The following is a 17,999-nucleotide window of genomic DNA, read 5'->3' on the forward strand; positions in this document are numbered from 1 at the left end:
GTAAAGTGCGCAAAGCCTCCCTTCTCCTGCTATTTTATGGTCTTTCTTCTCTTTTGTGACAAACAGGAGGAAAGGATACCGCTTCCACGATTTATGAAAATTTTAAAAGAAAAGAATATCCGAGCATTTCTCTGATATTCTTTCCATTTATTCTTTATTTAAACGTTGTGTTTCGATTGATTTATCATTTGTAAAAATGTATACAATTCCTTATTCCCATACGGAAAAGGCTACTCAATGTCCTTTAGAAAGACCCAGCTCTGTATTTCCTTCAGCAGTACACGGCTGTCCTTGATTTGCTGAATGGTATACTTTTGATTTTTAACCCAGGCGGGAATCTGTTCTCCGCTCGCATACCTCTTTGTGTTCTTTTTGATGCGGACCTTGCTTCCCACCTGTACACGTAAAGCGGAGGTGTTGGAGGGCTGTAGGTCCGAGGATGAAACCCAGGAAAGGATTTCTTTCAGCAATACCCGGTTTCCGTTTATCTGCTGCACCGTATAGGTCTGCTTCTTCACCCACTCAGGAATGCGCTCTCCGCTGGAATAATATTTTGCGGCTGCCTTCACATTGACCTTTTGCCCTGGCTGGATCTGTGTCTGTGATGCTTCCGGCTTTTCCTGTAATGGCGGTGTAAGCTTCTCATGAAGCAGGTATCCAAGAAACTGCATTCCCTTATAGCCGTTCGGATTTCCTTTCACATATTCAAACATTGCCCCGCCGTAGTTGGACTGGCTCCAGGCAATGGTGTGGATATCCAGCAGGTCTTCACATACGGCCACATGACCGTATTGTCCCGATTTCCATATCATCAGTGCTCCCGGCTCTGCATAGTCCGCATGCCGAAAGCCTTTGGAATAGTTATTCCACAGCTCCTGCGCACCACTGACACGGGGATCATCGAGGTATTCCTTTCGATTCAGAATTTCACTGATTCTGGCAGTCGCATAGGTAACGCAGTTTGGCATTGGGACGCCGGTTCTTTGTATTGCCCATTGCATCCAGCTGCTGTCTGCCAGATTGGACAGGCTGGTTCTCTTCTTGAATGTCATATGATTCTCCTTTTTATAATAAGCTATATGCCTTACTTATCTTTTGCATCAACTTCATTGTCCTCCATCGGTATCGTTGCTTTTAGGATATCTAAGAATGACCTATATGCATCCTTTATATACCGGCATACCGCAACACCAATCGTAGAAATAATCATCGCCATCGTTACGGTATCCTGCATTTTCCCGAATACATCCGGTAAATAGGGAGCTAACAAAGTCCCTGCACTGTCAATAGCAATAACCATTAAAATCGTGCCAAGCATTAACATCAATGCTTTTTTTGCTGTATAGCATATTTTTCGTTTATCAAAAGCTTCTTTGGTTATTTCGATATGGTAATAAAGACTTAATACAATGTTGGCTCCCATGGCCAGCATAAGAACAGCAAAGCACAGTATCACCAGCTGTAAATCTTTAACTAGCATTATAGAAAAATCGTTCATCCCATTTCCTCCTATCAAGCTGCAGTTCATTCGATCCATGCCGGCTTCTCTGGTATACAACGCGTAAGTGGCGCTTCCAGCCACGCCTGATACCAGCGCCTAAGCTCTTCCTCTCGCTGCACTGTATTCACATGCAGACGATACCATGTATCTCCACGATTGATAATTGCAAAGCACTCCTCTTCTCTGCGTTCGCGTATTGAATTCGGCTCTATGACATCCTGCATATATTGTTCCCATTTCTCATCCGACCAAATGAGCTGGTTCCCTTTATCAATCAAATATCCATAAGCTCTGTCTGCATCAATTTCATTCTGACAATTTACACAGACCGTTTCATACCCTTCCATCGCAATCGGATCATATGAAAACGCAATGCAGTTTTTATCTTTATCCACACACATATAACCTTTTCTTCCGTCGATGCTCTGCATATAGGATTGTATTGTTTTTTCCATAAAGCCTCCTTATCCCACTACGGCAATCCAGTTTACACTCGTTGCCGTTGTATTTGAACGATTGATATAAATGTCAAATCCCGTACTGTTCTGATTCGCTATAGATGCTCCCTTTACAGTTGTACCAATCACGGTAGAATTGGCAGTAACACAAATTCTTGGTGTTCCACTGAATGACGTACTGATATGTATTTTAGTTGGTGTATTCGCTACTGGAGTAATTGATACATAACCGCATTTAAATGCAGATCCATTGATAGTTCCTGCCACCGACAGCCCGCCATTCGCCGTCATTTTACCAGCAGCCTGTAGTGCTCCTTCGCAATAAAAGCCTTTTCCGTTATAAACTCTGACCCATGTTGTATCTTTCATATAAATTCCACCGCCATATGTTTCGCTATACCAGCCAGTTGTTCCGCTGCTGCGAAACCAGTTTGAACATTTTATAGAATTAGAGTAAAGCTCAGCACCATTCACAGATAAATGCCCGCTGGATGCTTCCTTTATGGTAGAAGTTTTTGACGTTGCATTCTGATAATAAAAATCAATATAGGGAGAATTAGCACAAAGACTCATAGTACCTGACGATAAAACAATACCTGATTTTTTATCACTGACTGATGTTTTTCCAGCTGTGAATAAGGAACCTGCTGTACGAATGGACCAGGCACTGTCCACTATACTTTCAGACTCTGCTACCTTACCAAAAGCAATCCCTTTCCCTCCGCTTTTGAAGTCCAAAGTAACTGCCCCAGTAGGTACTGTAGTCTGTGTTTCTGCTATTTTACCTAAAGCATCTTCAATCGTAATAGTTGCTATATAAGAGAGATCCGGTGACAATGCACCTCCCATAATAACAGCACTTCCGCTTGTAAACGCTGTGTTTGTATAGGATTGAATTTGTATTTTTTTACTCTTAATGCTATTTTTACCATTCAATGATGAAATTGAATAAACTGCGATAGCTTTCACATAGGCGCCTTCCGTATTGGAGGTACCATCGGCGTTACAGCGTTCTACTTTCAGTGAAACGGTAGGAGGTGTGTAATCTAAAACAGTAATAGATGTCGTTGCACTTGCCTTTCTACCGCGGCTGTCTGTTACTGTACCTGTAAATGTATTGGTTCCCGGCTGATTCAATTTTTCAATCGACAAGCTGCTGCTCTTTGCTGAATAGCTGCCACTGATTTCATAGGTTGATATGGTACTTCCATGGATCCCTGCACCGCTAATACTTATATTTGCTCCGGATATTCCTTTTACATAAATTCCCCATGATGATGGAACCTCATGATCTACCCTGCTAATACTTGGGATGTTGATGCTTGGCACAACTGATGCAGGCACATTTAATGAAAAGGATTTTGTTACAGCAGAGCCCACTGCTGTGCTTCCTGAGTATGTCTGTACACTTATGCTTGCTGAGGCGGATGTTGCTTTCGGTATCTGAGCAGCATCACTAAGCGGTGGTGTAAAGGTACAGGATGTTGTCTGCCCTGTGTAGGTGCGTGTAATCGAACCTAGCTTATAAGTTACTTTATGTGTGAAATCACTACTAAGGCGTGTTATGTTGACGGTAATCGCTGAGCCCAGCGTACTCCCGCTGATCGAGCTTATGGATGAAGCTCTTGGAATCTTGGTAAGTGTCTTCGAGGCAGACCCGCTGACCTTGTAGCCTCCGGAGAACGGAACGGTCCAGGACGCACTGGCACTGACGCTCTTGCTTCCGTCTGCGTTATGCTTGATACCTGTAAATTTCACGGAGCCCAGATTTTTTGAGCCATTGACCCCGATATTATAGGCACCAAATTTTAAGGTCTTACTGGTACCGTTACAGGTAACAGTCATACTGCTACCCGCATCTGCGGCCGCCCACCATCCATCTGTGAATTTCACAGTAACCGCAACACTAACATCAGACGTGTTATTCGTGACACTTACATTACTCTCTGTCAGAGTTAAAACTAATGATGACATTTTTTACACCTCCTATGGTATATATTTGATTGACATGTTTCCATTACTGCGAGGTACGAAATGAAATTTGCCAACGGATAAACTGTTTTGAATATTTGCGTCGGTTATAACCAGCTGTGAATTGGATATATATGCAATTTCAGATCCTCTGTCAAGGAATGCTATCTTTTCATTCGTAATTTCAAGTGAAAAGGCAGAATCACTTTCACCGATTTCAATACGTCCCTTGATAAAGCGAATGAATTTTTCTATTTCTTCCTTGTTTGTCTGTACTACTCCCTCTAATTTTTCTACCAGTTCCTTTGATTCATTAAAACGTATTGTTACAGTATCACTTTGCTGTTCAATAATAGATTTCGTAATGCTTTGTTCCAATTCACCTGCTTCAGTTTTTGTAAGATATCCAGTTTCCACCATCGTTCTAATTTCTTTCTTGGTCTCGCTAAGAGATGTATTGGATATATTTAAAATCGTTTCCTCCGCTGCAGAAATTTCCGCTGAAAAGTCATTTACAACCTCCCATTGCGATGTATCAGAATTATATTTTTTTAACACACTCCGCATCGCAGAGGTATCCAGCCACATACAGTCGGTCCGCTCTGGTGACGTGGGAGAGGAAATGATATCATTGTCTCCCTTGACCTTTGCCCAGCTGTAGAGTGTCACATCCAAACTGTCAGCCTGTGTAAAGTCCGTATATTGTCCTATGTAGACACCCGGTGTTTTTCCATCCTCTGCCGTAAAGGTCCGTCCTCCGTCATCGGAATAGCGGATATGTAGATAAGAGGTTTTTCCATCTGCACCATTGGTTCCTGGAATACCATCCGTCCCTTGAAATCTGGCCCATGTATATGCACCTGCCATCGTACTATCGGCAGGCAGATAGTCCACATAGGTACCGATATAGGCAGACGGTGTTTCTGTCAGCTGCTCATCGCTTGGATGCTCAACTGGTGCATACTTCACATGAAAATAGGTGGTTCTTCCATCATTTCCATCCTTACCCGGTGCTCCGTTTTGCCCGTCATAAACATTCACAAGAGAAATCGGCACACGGATTCCGTTCCATTCACAAGTAAAAATTGCAGAGTCTGTAAAATCAGAAGCTGTTAGCTGTATGCTTTTTCCTGTACGTGACCAGGATTCATCACCCAGCGTATCGGAGGAAATCCGGCTCCATCTGACTGCCGCATCCGATACCACAGCTGTGATATCTTCATCCCATGAAAGAATTTGTACGGAAAGCACGGTATCAATATCTCCGTTGCGAAAGGCGGTCCCCTTGGTGGAGTGCACCTTTACCTCATACCGTCGGCTGGCTTCGATTTTTTCCACCTTCGTCACCGTATCCTGTATCTGTGAAGTGATTTCGCCCTTGACCTTATCCACCTTCAGCTCCGTCTGCAGAATTCGCTTTTCGATAGAATCTGCTGCGCTATAATCGATTTGCGTCTTCGTAAGAGCCGGTGTTTCCACCGTAGATATCAAGGCACCGTCAAATACCAGCTCATGCTGAAAGACATACGATTCCAGACATGTACCGTCAAGCAGCGTAACCTGCAGGCGGTCACCTCTTTCCAAAGCCGGATTCCCTTTCCCTTCCATATGGATTGGTGCATAGGTAAAGCCGTTAAGACGCTCGAAAATCGGCTGAATCGTCGTCTTGCGGTCGAGATCAAGAATCGGATTGTCATTGATTTGAAATTCACATAAACCATGCGTTTCCACACTTTCCTCATCCCGAAGAAAAATATTATCATTCTGCGGCTGCCTCCCCAGTACAATAGAATTGACTGGACCAAATACATCATGACTTTCCAGTGTAAAATAGGTATCTGCATTCCATGAAGATACAGAATCCGAGAACCACTTTATACAGAGTGTTCCATTCGTATCGATGAGTGCAAATCCGGCTGTAGCCTGCGCAATCGCCTTAACCACATCGGCACAGGTTGCTTCCTCTCCCCAATACACCTCTTTATCAATGATGAAGTCTGCATTCGGCAGTCCAGTGATGTCCATACAAGGTATCTGTACCTGATCACATATTTTCTCCAGCAGCTGCTTTACACTTAGTGGATATGGTATCTCCCGCTGCAGTGGTTTATTAAAGAGGATCCTTGCATCCGCAAACCGTATTGTTTTCTGAATGTCGTGCAGCTCCTCCTGAACCTCGTAAATATAGAATGTTCCCTGTGCTGCGTATTCCACCCTGCCATCTGCCAGCTGAAACCCGGTATACAGCTGGAATTTCTCATCCTGTAATGACAGCTCATGCTCTGCAAATAGAACCATTTCACCATAACGGGAGATGAAGGTCCCCAGAAAGCTCTGGGAATCCTCATCATAAACAGCATCCTGCAGCTGATAAGAGACAGGAACAATACATTCATCACCAAGCACGATATAAGATGTCGGATGTATCACATCATCGCTGGTGGCTTGCAGAAATGCCTCACTAACCTGAATCATATCCTCACCATCCTTTGCTGCCCTCATACGGGATCAGCTCAATACTCATCGCATCATAAAGAAGCGGACTGGTACTCTTAATCTTCGGCACATGCTCGCCGCAATAGAATTGCTGTTTCTTATAAACACCAAGCTCGGGGACAAACCACTCTACCTCGAAGGACGGCTTTGCAAGGGATTCCAGCAGCGGCTGCATCTCCTCCTGCGGCATAACTGCGAACTCCAGCTTCAAAGACGGAATCCGATCAATCATATAACGAACCATCTTCCCGGATGCAGTTATTCTTCCGGATTTATCACTGACAAGATCATTTATTCCTGATGTACATGCGGTCACATGAGGAAGGATGCGCCCATCCAGTTTAACGATATATTCAATATTCATATCCATCACCTCATTTCAACATAGCCAGTTCTTTTTTGGAAGCGGCGAAGAGGCCAACCGCTTTTTTACCATCAATGTTCAGGTTCAACGAACGAATTGCATACAGGATTTCCTTTAGCAGGGCATCATTTTGTCCATTGCCATTTGCCTCCGTATGCAACCGCTGTGCAAGCTGTGTAATCCATCCGGTATTGCGCTCCAATGGCATAACTGCCTCCGCACCGCCTTCTCCAACCAGGGCAAGTGTCGGCTGCCGCAGTATACCACCTGTCGCAAGACGTGGAATATGTGGTACACTCAGTCCGACATGACCGCCTCCTAAAATATCCGGAATATCGAATCCTATCGAATTGATTCCGTCGATTCCCTTATTGATCAAATCAATTGCGGCATTCAACGGTGTTTTCAATATGTTCATCAATCCACCAAATACATTTTTGAAAATATCGCATACGCCCTGCCATGCCTTTCTCCAGTTTCCTGTGAAAACACCGGTCACAAAATCAATCAAACCTGATAAGATTCCACGGATGTTTCCGATAATGGATTTTACGCTGGTAAAGATACTATTCAGTCGGCTGGCAAATACATCAGCCAGATAGCTGACCAATGGCTTTAATACACTGTTCCAAAGATTCATAAATATATCCATGATCATCTGTATATACGGCTTCCATGAATTCCAGACTTCAATAGCGCTTTGGATCACCTTGGTGAAGGTATCCAGCAGGAATGTGGCAAGTGGTACCAGCACATTGTTCCACAGGGATGTTAGAATATCGTACACTGTCTTGACAGCAATTGCGAATACATCACAGAGAACATCAGAAAGCGGCTTGATCACCATATCGCAAAATTCAAGAAATGCATCCTTTAACGGCAGCAGTGCATTGTTCCATAAATTGTCAAAGGCTGCCTTAATCAATTCAATTCCGGGAGACAGGGAATCAATGAAGTCTCCTGTCAGCTGATTGATGCTGTTTCTAAATTCTTCATTTGTCTGATATAGCAGGGCGAACACTGCCACGACGGCAGCTGCCGCAAGCAAAAACATACCAAACGGATTATTCAAAAGAATGGTAAACAGCTTATCCATATTTTCCATCAGCCCCGGTACCAGCTCCTGAATCTGGATGAAGGTATCATACCAGCCCTTCATATTTTCAAGAAAATCAGTTGCTCCCTGTAAGCCTGCCGATATGGTGTCTACAAACGGCTGTAAAACCGGTCCCAGCTGCGGTGCCATTTCCAGCACCAGAGAGGACAGCGAGTTAAACTGATCGTTTATTGATGAGACGATGTCCGGTATTTGCAGCAGCTCCTTTATACCGCCTGCGCCATCTTCTCCTCCCGCTTCTCCATCGCCTTCCTCAACGGATGATCCGGAAGTCAATCCCTTTTTGCTGTTTCCGATAGACTGTATAGCCTCCTTGGTTTTGTTTACTACACCCTCTGCCGTTTCCTTCAAAGAGGAAATGCTTTCTGATATCTGAGTAGTTACCTTTGCTTGTACTGTCTGTAGGGTATCTCCCACCTTTCCAAACGAGCTTTGTATACCGCTGTTCATATCCTTTAAAGATCCAGAGATGCTTTGCTGCACACTGGATATGTTCTTTGAAATAGAGCTTTTCATATTCGTGAACACGGTATTCAGCATGTCTGCTGTCTTGATCTGTATGGAAGAGGTCAGCTTGGCCAGCCCTTCTTCCAATGTTTTCATCACGGCACTGATATCAATATCTACCTGTACCGCAGCGGCATTTTTTTCCTTTTTGCCCATCATGAACCTCCTTTCTAAAAACAGCACTCGTAGAAGGAGTGCTGTTACTGAAATGCAGCTTCCAGTACGGCCTGTAATTCTGAAAGCATTTCTAATTGGTCTCCCTCGCATACATTCTCCGGATGCTGTTTCATGCAATATGTCCGCCATTGTGTGCGTAACTGATTCTGTTCAGCACTAAATTGCTTCAAAATCTGCGGGTCTTCCTCACTGCGTATGGCAATCATCTGCCCCAGTGGTGTTTCTTTCCGCAGTCCTGCAAGCAGTGTGATAAACTCTTTCCAGTCCATCGAATCATCATACAGGTCCTTTCCCGGATATTGCATTGCGAAGGAGGCTTCTATCAGCTCCCAGTCTTCAAACAGGTCATACCAGACTCTGTCATTTACTTTTTTTTAGCCTGTTGTTCGCTTTCCTCAAGCGACATGTCCGCCATGGCAGCCATAATTGTCTTCATGATTTCCTGAAGAGCCGCAATACTGATTTCCTGTGTATTCAGATACAGCAGTGCATCCTCCCCCAGACTCATACGGATAACATCGTCAATCATAGTAAGATCTGTCGCATTCTCTGCTTTTCTTTTATCCATCAAGGCCATAATTGCAAGTGCGTTGGTCTTACTGGTATTGATGCTGTACACATGCTGTTCATCCAGCACCAGAAATGGGCGTTCATTCTTCGCTTTCAGGCGTTCTACCAGATCATATTTTCTGGCCATGGATTACTCCTGTACCGGTGCCGGGGTATACAGCGGTTTTCCATCTGCTATCATGTCAAATTCCAGTGGAGTCACGTTCGTGCTGTCACCGCCAAAGGTTTTAACATCCAGTACGCAGTCAAAGCTTAAAGCTGCTCCATCAGGGAATGCAATAGAGGCCTTGGTTTTGCACTCAGCGGCATCCTTATAAAGAGAGGCTGCCACATAATCGTTGCCGGCATCACCGATAGAACGTTTTCCCTTAACACTCACTGTCATTTTCTTTGCAGTCATCAGGGAATGTGCCCATCCGCTGCTATCCATGGATGTCCAATTCTCTGTTCCTCCCTCCATTGCGATGGAGAAGGATTCCAAATCCTTTACTGGCACCATATCTGCTTCTGCGGATGCCAGTCCCTTTGTTCCGATTTTAAATTCCATCTGATATACCGGATAAACTCCTGTTGTTACGTTTGCCATAGTTGTTATTCTCCTTTTCTGTATGTAATCATTACTTCAATATGGTATTCCATACCATTGTCAGGCAGCGGCTGCATATTGACAGGGGTGTCATATGGAAGCGCACACTGCACGATATTCCATGTGCCGATCGTATCCGGCTGTGCAAGAAAGAAATCATAAAGCTGCTGTGCAGTCTGTTCTGCCTCTGCTTCCTCATTCCATCGAATGACAAGCTCAATCGTTTTGCTGGCATAGCTCTGTTCATAGCTCTGGGCAGCCTGCAGTACTCCCTGTTTGCCAAGAACCGCAATGCTTTTGGGCTGATCACTGTGGATACAGCCAATGCTCCAGTCCGGACATTCCGTAATCGTCTGCAGATGCTGTTTGATATCACCTAGCAGCAATCGCTATCCCTCCCTTCTGTGAAGTCCTGCCGCATGCTGCAGAACCTCAGTGGATGAAATCACCGGTGTTCCTTTCCACACCTATATCATACCGGCAGCGCTCTGTCCGTGAACGGACAATCATAATTTCAAGGCGATTTTATGAATCACGCGCTTTGCTGTTTTATACACATTGGATTCCGTATTGTTTGTTGCTCTGGCACAATAGCAGCCATTCTTACAGCCGTACTCCATCGCATAGATTCTCATAATATTCTGCTGATTCTCCCCCAGCTGCTCCAGCCATTGCTCGACCTGATTCATCTGCTGTATATGTATGTTCAATTCTTTAATCAGCTCTGTTTCACGATAGATCAGCTCTTTCTTCCAGGGTGTCACATCCGTATATTGCTTTTCAGACAGCTCCCTATTGATCTCCGTAAGCTCCTTTTGAATCTCTTCCAGCATCCATTGGTGGTAAGGGTATTCCGTAAATTTGTTTACTACATACCGTTCTTTTAATTCCATTTCAGCTTTTCCCATAGTATCCTCCTTGCCGTCCCATTTCTGGGATATATTTTCATATTACTCGCGTGACAGCATTCTGTCAATCCATTTTTGGGACATAGCTTTTCATAAATGGTTGCAAAATTGGGACAATGCGTTATAATAAAAGAAAGAGGTGATACAATGTCCAGATGCTCTGATAAAATCCTGTCCCGACTGAGTGAAAAAAGCATGTCCTATGGGGAATTGTCTCGTCGTACCGGGATACCGAAGTCGGCACTGCAGCGATATGCAGTTGGTGAAACAGAAAAAATTCCAGTCGATCGGCTGGAACAGATTGCTTATGCGCTTGATACGACACCAGCAGAATTGATGGATTGGGGGAGTGACAGCAAGGACAACAGCATGTATGGCAATCACGCACAGAACCTGCTGTATTTTCAAAAGGACCAGGAGCTACTGGAATTGTATAAAGAGATTTATGATAATCAGACGCTTGCTTTGCTGTTTGATAAAACCAGAGATCTTGCACCCAATGATTTGGAAATGGTGTTAACAATCATCAATGGAATACGCAAGGAGCGTGGATTGGATTAAGGTATGAAGGAGGGATTTTCGTGGGGAGCTGCTTTAATTTTGAAGACTTCTGTGCTGAACATAACATTATTTTAAGAATTGAAAAGAACCTCGGATCAAAAATCAGAGGCTTCTGTTATTATGACGGATTTTATTACTACATCATTTTGAATAACCGCTGCTCCTGTGAACAGCTGCAGGAAACTGTGATTCATGAAATGATTCATGTTTTTGAAAATCATTTTATTTGCGATAGGGAAGATGCTCAATCATGTGAACATGAGGTACACACAATACTGCATCAGCTAAAACGAAAAGAGATGTTTCCTCAGCAACATACCATATAAAGAAGCTCAACGCAGCATTGAGCTTCTTTCTTATTCTAAGATTCTTTGCAAAGAAAGCGTAAGGAATACATGGTTTTACATATTTAATTAGGGAATGATGTGAAAGATATACACCTATTACATCAGAATACTTATTCAACTTTTTTGATATATATCTTAAAATCGCCATATTCAGGATAAAAATTTACGATATTCAAATACTCGTTTTTCTGAATTTTGAGAATCGCACTCTTTTTATTTTTTACCTGTGCCTTATCCCTAGCTTCCCATCTTACACTATTTACCTCAACCTGGAAAAATATCTCAGCGTTTTTATGCTTGCCTTCGACACTAACTTCGTATGTGCCCGCTTCAAATTCTTCTCCACACCGAAATGCTCCCGTCGTATTGTTCAATACAGCGATATCATCATGAAATATCAATGGTTCGAATTTAGAGCGCGTCATTATCACAGAACTACCCTGTGATAATGATATCTTGTTGCGATTGTAATATCTGGTATTCAAAATTGTTTGATTAACCCCAAGTTTAAATGCGTTCGTCTTAACCGGCTCCTTTGTAGAAACATCATAATATCCAGGTTCAAAGCCAGCCTCACCGACAACATATTCTTTGTCCCCTGCAATTACAACTCTGTCTGTCGGGCTGGATAATGCACTCCCTTGCAAGGATACATGTTCTTCCTTGTTGCTATACTGTATAGCGATAATTCCAATCGTGCATACTGCTGCTATGCCAAGCACAACAGCTACTAGCTTGTGTTTCTTTTCCATGGTACGTCCTCCTTTTTAAGCTGTTATAAATTTTAGACTATTCAGTTAATTTCCTTATAATTATTTTGAAATTTCCGGTGTCGATATCTAGTCCACTTATTGATAAATAATCATCTTTTTCAATTGTAAGCCTCGCGCTCTGCTGATAATTGATCTGCTCCGAACTGTTATTATTGGTCTTCTCATTCGTAACCTGAAAGAAAAACTCCATATTTTTATTTGCAACCTCGATTGTAAATTCATAAGTGCCTGGTTCAATTTCTGTACCACACTGAAATTCGCCTATTGTGTTTTCTAATACTGCAATATTATTTTTAAAAATCAAAGGTTCAAATCGTGATGGTGTAAGAGTGACAGTATCTCCTTCTTCCACATAGATTCTATTCTCATTTCTAATTGATTTATTTAATTCAGACTGATTCTTTCCAAGTTTAAAGGCATTTGTATCTGTCGGCTTATCCACCTGAATATCATAAAACCCTGTATGAAAATCACCATGTCCTGCAACATACTCTTTTCCCCCTGTCATGATAATCTTCTCTGCAGGATTGTCTTCTTTATTTCTTTTTTCGTATATATCCTCTGTTATTTTGAAATAACGGGATGCTAGTATTGCGGTCAATCCTATAAATATAATAATAAACAGGAGTCCCCTTTTATTTTTCACTCTATTTCCTCCCTTCTGTATAATGCATAATTTCACTATACTAATTTCCTGATTTTCACTTTGAAATCGCCTGTATCATAATCAATACCACTGATCGACAGATAATCACCTTCTTCTATGATAAGCTTTGCACGCTGCTTATGATTGATTTGGGCTGAATCTTTAATTTCCCTTTTTTCTTCACTCTCAACCTGAAAAAAGAACTCCATATTATCGTTTTCAACCTCAATCGTAAATTCATAGGTTCCAGCTTCAATTTCTGTCCCACAATGAAACTGTCCAATTGTATTCTCCAATACAGCAATCTTATTCCTGAACTGCAAAGGTTTAAATTGAGATGGAGTCAACATAATGGTATCCCCTTCTTCTACATGAATTTCATTACCGTTGCGATATGCCTTATTCAGTATTTTCTGATTAGCTCCAAGCTTAAACGAATTTGTATGAACAGGCTTAACTGCTTCTATATCGAAGAATCCTGTATGAAATTCACCTTGTCCTGCAATATAGTCATTTCCCCCTGTCATGATAATCTTCACTGCAGGATTGTCCTTCCCATTCCTTTTTACATATATGTCTCCTGTTGTCTTGAAATAGCGAAAGCCCACAATTAAAATCAGTCCTATGAACAAAACAGTAAATACAAGCCATTGCTTATTTTTTTTCATCATACAATCTACCATTTTTCATCATATAGATTTCATCTGCAATTTCCTGCAATTCTTCTAAATCATGACTTGCGATAACAATGACTGCTCCCCTCGCTTTTTCTTCCAGCAGTATTTTTTTTACAATTTCCACTCCATCTTCATCAATTGCATTCGTAGGTTCATCAAGTAATACTATATCTGGAGCTTCAAAAACAGCCTGTGCGATTGCAAGCCTCTGCTTCATACCTAAAGAAAACTTGCGAACTGTTTTTTTATCATCCGGATTTAGTCCTACACGATCGATTGCATTTCGAATTTCAATCGGCCCTACTTTTTTCTTAATTTTTGAAAGCAGTGTTAGATTTTTCATAGCTGTGAGCTCTTCCAGTAAGTTACTGTTTTCGATCAGTATTCCCAGACTATCCGGAAAATCCATATCCTTATGCAGTCGCTTCCCATCTATTATAATCTGTCCTTCATCAATGTTAATCAATCCGGAGATTGCACGAAGTAGCATCGTCTTTCCTGCTCCATTTTTCCCACGAAGACCGTATATCTTTCCCTTTTCAAATGTGACCGTAACATTATCAAGGACTTTTTGTTTCTTTAAAGTTTTTGTTACACTGCTGATTTCAATCATCTTTCTCACCTCATCATATCTTTCTTTTTTGTTATGCGAATATAAATCGCAATCAGAATCACTTCTATTACACAAACTGCAAGTAAACCCATGAGTATTTGGTTCTGATCATAACGTATCCCCATCAAAAACCCTGGAAATCCGAGATATTGCATGACAGGAAGCTCCTGCATCCCCGATATTTCTATACAGATAAGTAGAAAACCATTTACAATGATAAAGGCATATACTGAATCCAGAATGGCATCCAGCAATATCATAAGTGTAGTTAATGTCATAATGATAAGCGTACTGAGTAAGAGTAAAAGCAAATCATATTCACCTACATGGATTTCAGTTAACGAGAACTTAAACACTCCCATAAGCAGAACAATCGTAATCCAGCATACAGCAGACTTCAGCATTCCTCGTGACAATATCATCAGATTATATCTTATTTTGTTTTTATAACGAATCATATAATTCGCCTTTTGTACAGATACATAATTTTTGTAGTGATGAAACATATATGCAAATAATAAACAAATACAGGAATACCATCGTAGTAATAAGTCAATAAAGACACCTTCGTTTAAACCATATAGATAATAAAAGAAGGACGTATCTCTTATATCATCAAATATAATTACCTGATACAGATATACTAATATAATAATTACCACCAGATAAATGAGCGGTCTTGTTATTTTAGTTCGCATGCCAATATTCCTCTTCTGAACATACATAAAGCTTTATGATAACGCTTGCCAGCAATAACGTGAACACTACAGCACTCACCATTCCTAAATTTATTGCTATATCTTCTGCATAATTACTCACAGCAATATTGATTTCTCTGAACACGTTGTATATCTGCTTACGATACATATGGTTGACCATAACCAGTACAAATGGCAATCCAATCTGAAATATCTGATTAGAAGTAAATACTTTAAGAATGAGTACAAAGTTTCCCATCACCACAAATAGCAGAAACATGAAAATTGTCTGTATACTGTAAGCTATAAAGAACCTTCCACTCATAACCCCATAAAGCAAGGGATACAGCGTTCCTATTGCATATATAATAGAAACAAATAGTAATGCACAAAAGATGTTAACTCCTATTTCTTTCAATGCCACTATTTTTTTATTTCTCGAACGAACAATACGTTGTAAAACCTGTTCACTCATAGAAATAAAGAATACCAGATACATAGGGAGCAAAAACATTGTATATAGCTGATACTCATAAAAGGAAAGTATACTTCCAACCTGCTGTCTGAATACCTCTTCATTATTCTTACAAACTGATATATGCATAAACGTATGATACATAATAAGCCCAAATACAATCACTAGTATGATTGCAAATAATAGATGTTTTCTCTTACATCTCATCTTTTTTCATCCTATACACATACAACATGACACTCACTGACAGCAGACCAAGCACAGTTATTCCATACAGCTTTGCCTGAAATATCAAAGGATATTCGTTAAATGGTTGACAAGCCAGTAAGATTGAATATCCTCCGATACAAAAGATTAACCATATCGCAAAGCTTAGTAAGAACACATAAGCAATTTTATTGAAATAGAGGCTTAAGCAGCTCATGAATACTGCAAAAATCCCAAATAAAGTTGCGGTCGTTATCATATATATAAAGTTACATATAATTGGATTCTGTATCTGTATCCGAAGGTCTGTACTCAAGCGCATCATTTCTTTTGCGAAGTCCTCACTACCAATATATGCGTTATAAGTACCACCATAATTTACAATATGTACAACAATATAATTCAAAACAAAATTCAGAAAGAATAACAGAAATACAGAAATGAAAACATGCAGTAAATAGTTCTGTAAATACTTTTTCTTTTCAAACCTCGTCATTAAGATTGTAGAATATCTGTTTTTTTCATCCGTTAAAAACCAGCTAGCTGCCCCCAGTATCAGATAAGCAGGTAACAGCCATAAAATCAATTTCTCCATATAATGTCCCATCCCTGCACCTGCAAGAAATGTACCCATATTCGGATCAAAAGTTGGCATCTGCTTATGTAATAAAACTGCATCATAGGTCATAAAAATAAACAGAAGGATAAATACGATTTTATAATTGCGATTATATTTTAAACGATATAAATAGTATTTCATATCAGTTCCTCACTTTCATATAGAACAGGTGATTCGATTAAAACATATCTTTTAATTACTTATTCTTCTTCATCCCAATATCCCTGAACAGTGTAAATTGAAGCATTGTTGTTGTTATTTTCAGCAGTTAAATAAACATTTTTCTGGTTAGCATCACTATAAGCTGCAGTTCTGTAAACACCAGCACCTTGCTGTACTGATCGCCATGTCGAAACATTATCTCCATTATATACTTCAAGCCAGAAATTAGTATATGTCTTATTTCCTTCCCCACTGCCTTCTAAACAAACATCCCAAGGTGTATCTGGTTTAGTTGTACTTCTATAACGTGGTTTATCTATTCTCCCGTTGCTTTTATATGCAGGAATATCAAATTTATAACCCCATCGATCTACATTGGCAAATACAGAGGAGGACATAAGAACTGTCCCCAAGACGATAGCGCTCAAAGCCGCTGTAATCACTTTTTCTTTTTCATTTTCTTTCCCTTTCTTAAACCACCTGTTCATACTTGTAGAATATCATAAAGGTTTGTTGCAGCACTTATTTCTTAAGATTTCTTTATATTTGCTCGATTAGTAAATATACACAGCAAAAAAAGTAGCACAAGCATATCTGCCTATACTACTTTGTTCGTTCTTTATAATCAATTTTGTTTCTCTGTACATAGATTGGTCTTCGCTTTGTCTCCATATACGTTCTGGCAAGATACTCACCCATGATTCCAAGACAAAACAGTTGAATACCACCAATCAGCAAAATCAGACAAATAGTTGTCGCATAGCCTGGTATTGTGATTCCCATAATCAATTTCTGTATCAATACCACTATTAAATATAGAAATGCCAGTCCTGAAAAAGTGATACCGAATACCGTCGCTATACGCAGCGGCATCGTCGTAAATGATACAAAGCCTTCGATTGCATATTTAAACAGCTTCCAGAAGGACCAGCTGGACTGTCCATTTACACGATCCTGAACATCATAAGCCATATAATATGTATGAAATCCGACCCAGGAAAAAATACCTTTTGAAAAACGATTATTTTCAGGCAATGACAAAATGGCATCAACCATAGGACGGCTCAGTAAACGAAAATCACTAGCTCCATCAACAAATTCCACTTGTGAAACACGATTTATCATATGATAAAATGCTGATTTGAAGCCTCGTAAAATTTTTCCTTCCCTACGTTTCTCCTGGAAGGCTGCAACACTGTCCAGATTGTCATCCTCATCAAGGATCTGCATCATGCGAAGAACATAGGCCGGATCCTGCTGAAGATCAGCATCTATAATAACGGTATAATCACCAACAGACTCTTTCATCCCTGCATACATTGCACTTTCCTTTCCAAAGTTACGTGAAAAGTTTATGATGTTAATATGAGCGTCCGGATGTGTCTTTACAAGCTCTTTTAGCTTAACATAAGTTTGATCACGACTACCGTCATTGATGAATATATACTCATAATTAAAGGCTTCATCCCGAAAAGTATTTTCGACCTTTTCATAAAATAATTCTACATTATCAGCCTCGTTATAACAAGGCACTACCAGCGACAATTTCATAATACATCCCTCGTT

General features: G+C 40.7%; 22 protein-coding genes. 1 reads left to right on the forward strand and 21 read right to left on the reverse strand.

Features of this window, described 5'->3' with window-relative positions; all coding sequences use genetic code 11:
- Positions 1 to 230: 230 nt before the first annotated feature.
- The 12 genes from NE665_RS02405 to NE665_RS02460 form a co-directional block, all read right to left on the reverse strand.
- Positions 231 to 1,052, reverse strand: a complete 822-nt coding sequence (locus NE665_RS02405) for a CHAP domain-containing protein (RefSeq protein ID WP_117442181.1) — start codon at positions 1,050 to 1,052, stop codon at positions 231 to 233.
- Between the two features lie 32 nt (positions 1,053 to 1,084).
- The gene (locus NE665_RS02410; protein WP_117442180.1) at positions 1,085 to 1,498 is read right to left on the reverse strand and encodes a hypothetical protein; all 414 of its coding nucleotides are present in this window, start codon (positions 1,496 to 1,498) and stop codon (positions 1,085 to 1,087) included.
- Positions 1,499 to 1,524: 26 nt separating this feature from the next.
- On the reverse strand, positions 1,525 to 1,956 hold the full coding sequence (locus tag NE665_RS02415; protein ID WP_117442179.1) for a hypothetical protein: 432 nt from the start codon (positions 1,954 to 1,956) through the stop codon (positions 1,525 to 1,527).
- Positions 1,957 to 1,965: 9 nt separating this feature from the next.
- Positions 1,966 to 3,933: a DUF859 family phage minor structural protein gene (locus tag NE665_RS02420; protein ID WP_117442178.1), complete on the reverse strand. Its 1,968-nt coding sequence runs from the start codon at positions 3,931 to 3,933 to the stop codon at positions 1,966 to 1,968.
- Positions 3,934 to 3,945: 12 nt separating this feature from the next.
- A complete protein-coding gene (locus NE665_RS02425) occupies positions 3,946 to 6,432 on the reverse strand; it encodes a hypothetical protein (protein WP_117442177.1) in 2,487 nt (828 codons plus the stop codon).
- The gene (locus NE665_RS02430) at positions 6,410 to 6,790 is read right to left on the reverse strand and encodes a hypothetical protein (RefSeq protein ID WP_009274021.1); all 381 of its coding nucleotides are present in this window, start codon (positions 6,788 to 6,790) and stop codon (positions 6,410 to 6,412) included. The genes NE665_RS02425 and NE665_RS02430 overlap by 23 nt, the downstream gene beginning before the upstream one ends.
- 10 nt (positions 6,791 to 6,800) lie before the next feature.
- Complete coding sequence (locus tag NE665_RS02435; RefSeq protein WP_178760178.1) at positions 6,801 to 8,570, reverse strand: hypothetical protein; 1,770 nt, start codon at positions 8,568 to 8,570, stop codon at positions 6,801 to 6,803.
- Positions 8,571 to 8,614: 44 nt separating this feature from the next.
- Complete coding sequence (locus NE665_RS02440; RefSeq protein WP_117442175.1) at positions 8,615 to 8,935, reverse strand: Gp15 family bacteriophage protein; 321 nt, start codon at positions 8,933 to 8,935, stop codon at positions 8,615 to 8,617.
- A gap of 20 nt (positions 8,936 to 8,955) precedes the next feature.
- Complete coding sequence (locus tag NE665_RS02445) at positions 8,956 to 9,288, reverse strand: hypothetical protein (RefSeq protein WP_117442174.1); 333 nt, start codon at positions 9,286 to 9,288, stop codon at positions 8,956 to 8,958.
- Between the two features lie 3 nt (positions 9,289 to 9,291).
- Positions 9,292 to 9,747 (reverse strand): hypothetical protein, encoded by a 456-nt coding sequence (locus NE665_RS02450; protein WP_009274026.1) that lies wholly within the window; start codon positions 9,745 to 9,747, stop codon positions 9,292 to 9,294.
- A gap of 5 nt (positions 9,748 to 9,752) precedes the next feature.
- Positions 9,753 to 10,133, reverse strand: coding sequence for a hypothetical protein (locus NE665_RS02455; RefSeq protein ID WP_117442173.1), 381 nt, complete (start codon positions 10,131 to 10,133; stop codon positions 9,753 to 9,755).
- Positions 10,134 to 10,253: 120 nt separating this feature from the next.
- Positions 10,254 to 10,655: a hypothetical protein gene (locus NE665_RS02460; protein WP_117442172.1), complete on the reverse strand. Its 402-nt coding sequence runs from the start codon at positions 10,653 to 10,655 to the stop codon at positions 10,254 to 10,256.
- Between the two features lie 147 nt (positions 10,656 to 10,802).
- Between NE665_RS02460 and NE665_RS02465 the strand changes: the two genes are divergently transcribed.
- Positions 10,803 to 11,216, forward strand: a complete 414-nt coding sequence (locus tag NE665_RS02465) for a helix-turn-helix transcriptional regulator (RefSeq protein ID WP_178760179.1) — start codon at positions 10,803 to 10,805, stop codon at positions 11,214 to 11,216.
- 457 nt (positions 11,217 to 11,673) lie between these two features.
- Here NE665_RS02465 and NE665_RS02470 read toward each other — a convergent pair whose 3' ends face one another.
- From NE665_RS02470 to NE665_RS02510, 9 genes are all read right to left on the reverse strand, one after another.
- The gene (locus NE665_RS02470; protein ID WP_117442169.1) at positions 11,674 to 12,315 is read right to left on the reverse strand and encodes a hypothetical protein; all 642 of its coding nucleotides are present in this window, start codon (positions 12,313 to 12,315) and stop codon (positions 11,674 to 11,676) included.
- Positions 12,316 to 12,352: 37 nt separating this feature from the next.
- Complete coding sequence (locus NE665_RS02475) at positions 12,353 to 12,982, reverse strand: hypothetical protein (RefSeq protein WP_147324004.1); 630 nt, start codon at positions 12,980 to 12,982, stop codon at positions 12,353 to 12,355.
- A 35-nt stretch (positions 12,983 to 13,017) separates the two neighbouring features.
- A complete protein-coding gene (locus NE665_RS02480) occupies positions 13,018 to 13,653 on the reverse strand; it encodes a hypothetical protein (RefSeq protein ID WP_147324003.1) in 636 nt (211 codons plus the stop codon).
- Entirely contained in the window at positions 13,637 to 14,272 is a 636-nt protein-coding gene (locus NE665_RS02485) for an ATP-binding cassette domain-containing protein (RefSeq protein ID WP_117442166.1), read from the reverse strand. The genes NE665_RS02480 and NE665_RS02485 overlap by 17 nt, the downstream gene beginning before the upstream one ends.
- Before the next feature lie 5 nt (positions 14,273 to 14,277).
- Positions 14,278 to 14,970, reverse strand: coding sequence for a hypothetical protein (locus tag NE665_RS02490; RefSeq protein WP_117442165.1), 693 nt, complete (start codon positions 14,968 to 14,970; stop codon positions 14,278 to 14,280).
- Positions 14,960 to 15,652, reverse strand: a complete 693-nt coding sequence (locus NE665_RS02495; protein WP_117442164.1) for a hypothetical protein — start codon at positions 15,650 to 15,652, stop codon at positions 14,960 to 14,962. Before NE665_RS02495 ends, NE665_RS02490 begins: the two co-directional genes overlap by 11 nt.
- Positions 15,642 to 16,412, reverse strand: a complete 771-nt coding sequence (locus NE665_RS02500; RefSeq protein ID WP_117442163.1) for a hypothetical protein — start codon at positions 16,410 to 16,412, stop codon at positions 15,642 to 15,644. Before NE665_RS02500 ends, NE665_RS02495 begins: the two co-directional genes overlap by 11 nt.
- 59 nt (positions 16,413 to 16,471) lie before the next feature.
- The gene (locus NE665_RS02505; RefSeq protein ID WP_117442162.1) at positions 16,472 to 16,921 is read right to left on the reverse strand and encodes a DUF2712 domain-containing protein; all 450 of its coding nucleotides are present in this window, start codon (positions 16,919 to 16,921) and stop codon (positions 16,472 to 16,474) included.
- A 115-nt stretch (positions 16,922 to 17,036) separates the two neighbouring features.
- Positions 17,037 to 17,984: a glycosyltransferase family 2 protein gene (locus NE665_RS02510; protein ID WP_117442161.1), complete on the reverse strand. Its 948-nt coding sequence runs from the start codon at positions 17,982 to 17,984 to the stop codon at positions 17,037 to 17,039.
- Positions 17,985 to 17,999: the final 15 nt, after the last annotated feature.

Source organism: Clostridium sp. DFI.1.208 (genome assembly GCF_024463855.1).
Classification (GTDB): Bacteria; Bacillota_I; Bacilli_A; order Erysipelotrichales; family Erysipelotrichaceae; genus Clostridium_AQ.

Bases quoted from the DNA above. Each gene is read 5' to 3' on its own strand.
- NE665_RS02405 (WP_117442181.1), bottom strand. From the start codon at position 1,052: ATGACATTCAAGAAGAGAACCAGCCTGTCCAATCTGGCAGACAGCAGC.
- NE665_RS02410 (WP_117442180.1), bottom strand. From the start codon at position 1,498: ATGAACGATTTTTCTATAATGCTAGTTAAAGATTTACAGCTGGTGATA.
- NE665_RS02415 (WP_117442179.1), bottom strand. From the start codon at position 1,956: ATGGAAAAAACAATACAATCCTATATGCAGAGCATCGACGGAAGAAAA.
- NE665_RS02420 (WP_117442178.1), bottom strand. From the start codon at position 3,933: ATGTCATCATTAGTTTTAACTCTGACAGAGAGTAATGTAAGTGTCACG.
- NE665_RS02425 (WP_117442177.1), bottom strand. From the start codon at position 6,432: ATGAGGGCAGCAAAGGATGGTGAGGATATGATTCAGGTTAGTGAGGCA.
- NE665_RS02430 (WP_009274021.1), bottom strand. From the start codon at position 6,790: ATGAATATTGAATATATCGTTAAACTGGATGGGCGCATCCTTCCTCAT.
- NE665_RS02435 (WP_178760178.1), bottom strand. From the start codon at position 8,570: ATGGGCAAAAAGGAAAAAAATGCCGCTGCGGTACAGGTAGATATTGAT.
- NE665_RS02445 (WP_117442174.1), bottom strand. From the start codon at position 9,288: ATGGCCAGAAAATATGATCTGGTAGAACGCCTGAAAGCGAAGAATGAA.
- NE665_RS02450 (WP_009274026.1), bottom strand. From the start codon at position 9,747: ATGGCAAACGTAACAACAGGAGTTTATCCGGTATATCAGATGGAATTT.
- NE665_RS02460 (WP_117442172.1), bottom strand. From the start codon at position 10,655: ATGGGAAAAGCTGAAATGGAATTAAAAGAACGGTATGTAGTAAACAAA.
- NE665_RS02465 (WP_178760179.1), top strand. From the start codon at position 10,803: ATGTCCAGATGCTCTGATAAAATCCTGTCCCGACTGAGTGAAAAAAGC.
- NE665_RS02470 (WP_117442169.1), bottom strand. From the start codon at position 12,315: ATGGAAAAGAAACACAAGCTAGTAGCTGTTGTGCTTGGCATAGCAGCA.
- NE665_RS02480 (WP_147324003.1), bottom strand. From the start codon at position 13,653: ATGATGAAAAAAAATAAGCAATGGCTTGTATTTACTGTTTTGTTCATA.
- NE665_RS02485 (WP_117442166.1), bottom strand. From the start codon at position 14,272: ATGATTGAAATCAGCAGTGTAACAAAAACTTTAAAGAAACAAAAAGTC.
- NE665_RS02490 (WP_117442165.1), bottom strand. From the start codon at position 14,970: ATGCGAACTAAAATAACAAGACCGCTCATTTATCTGGTGGTAATTATT.
- NE665_RS02495 (WP_117442164.1), bottom strand. From the start codon at position 15,652: ATGAGATGTAAGAGAAAACATCTATTATTTGCAATCATACTAGTGATT.
- NE665_RS02500 (WP_117442163.1), bottom strand. From the start codon at position 16,412: ATGAAATACTATTTATATCGTTTAAAATATAATCGCAATTATAAAATC.
- NE665_RS02505 (WP_117442162.1), bottom strand. From the start codon at position 16,921: ATGAACAGGTGGTTTAAGAAAGGGAAAGAAAATGAAAAAGAAAAAGTG.
- NE665_RS02510 (WP_117442161.1), bottom strand. From the start codon at position 17,984: ATGAAATTGTCGCTGGTAGTGCCTTGTTATAACGAGGCTGATAATGTA.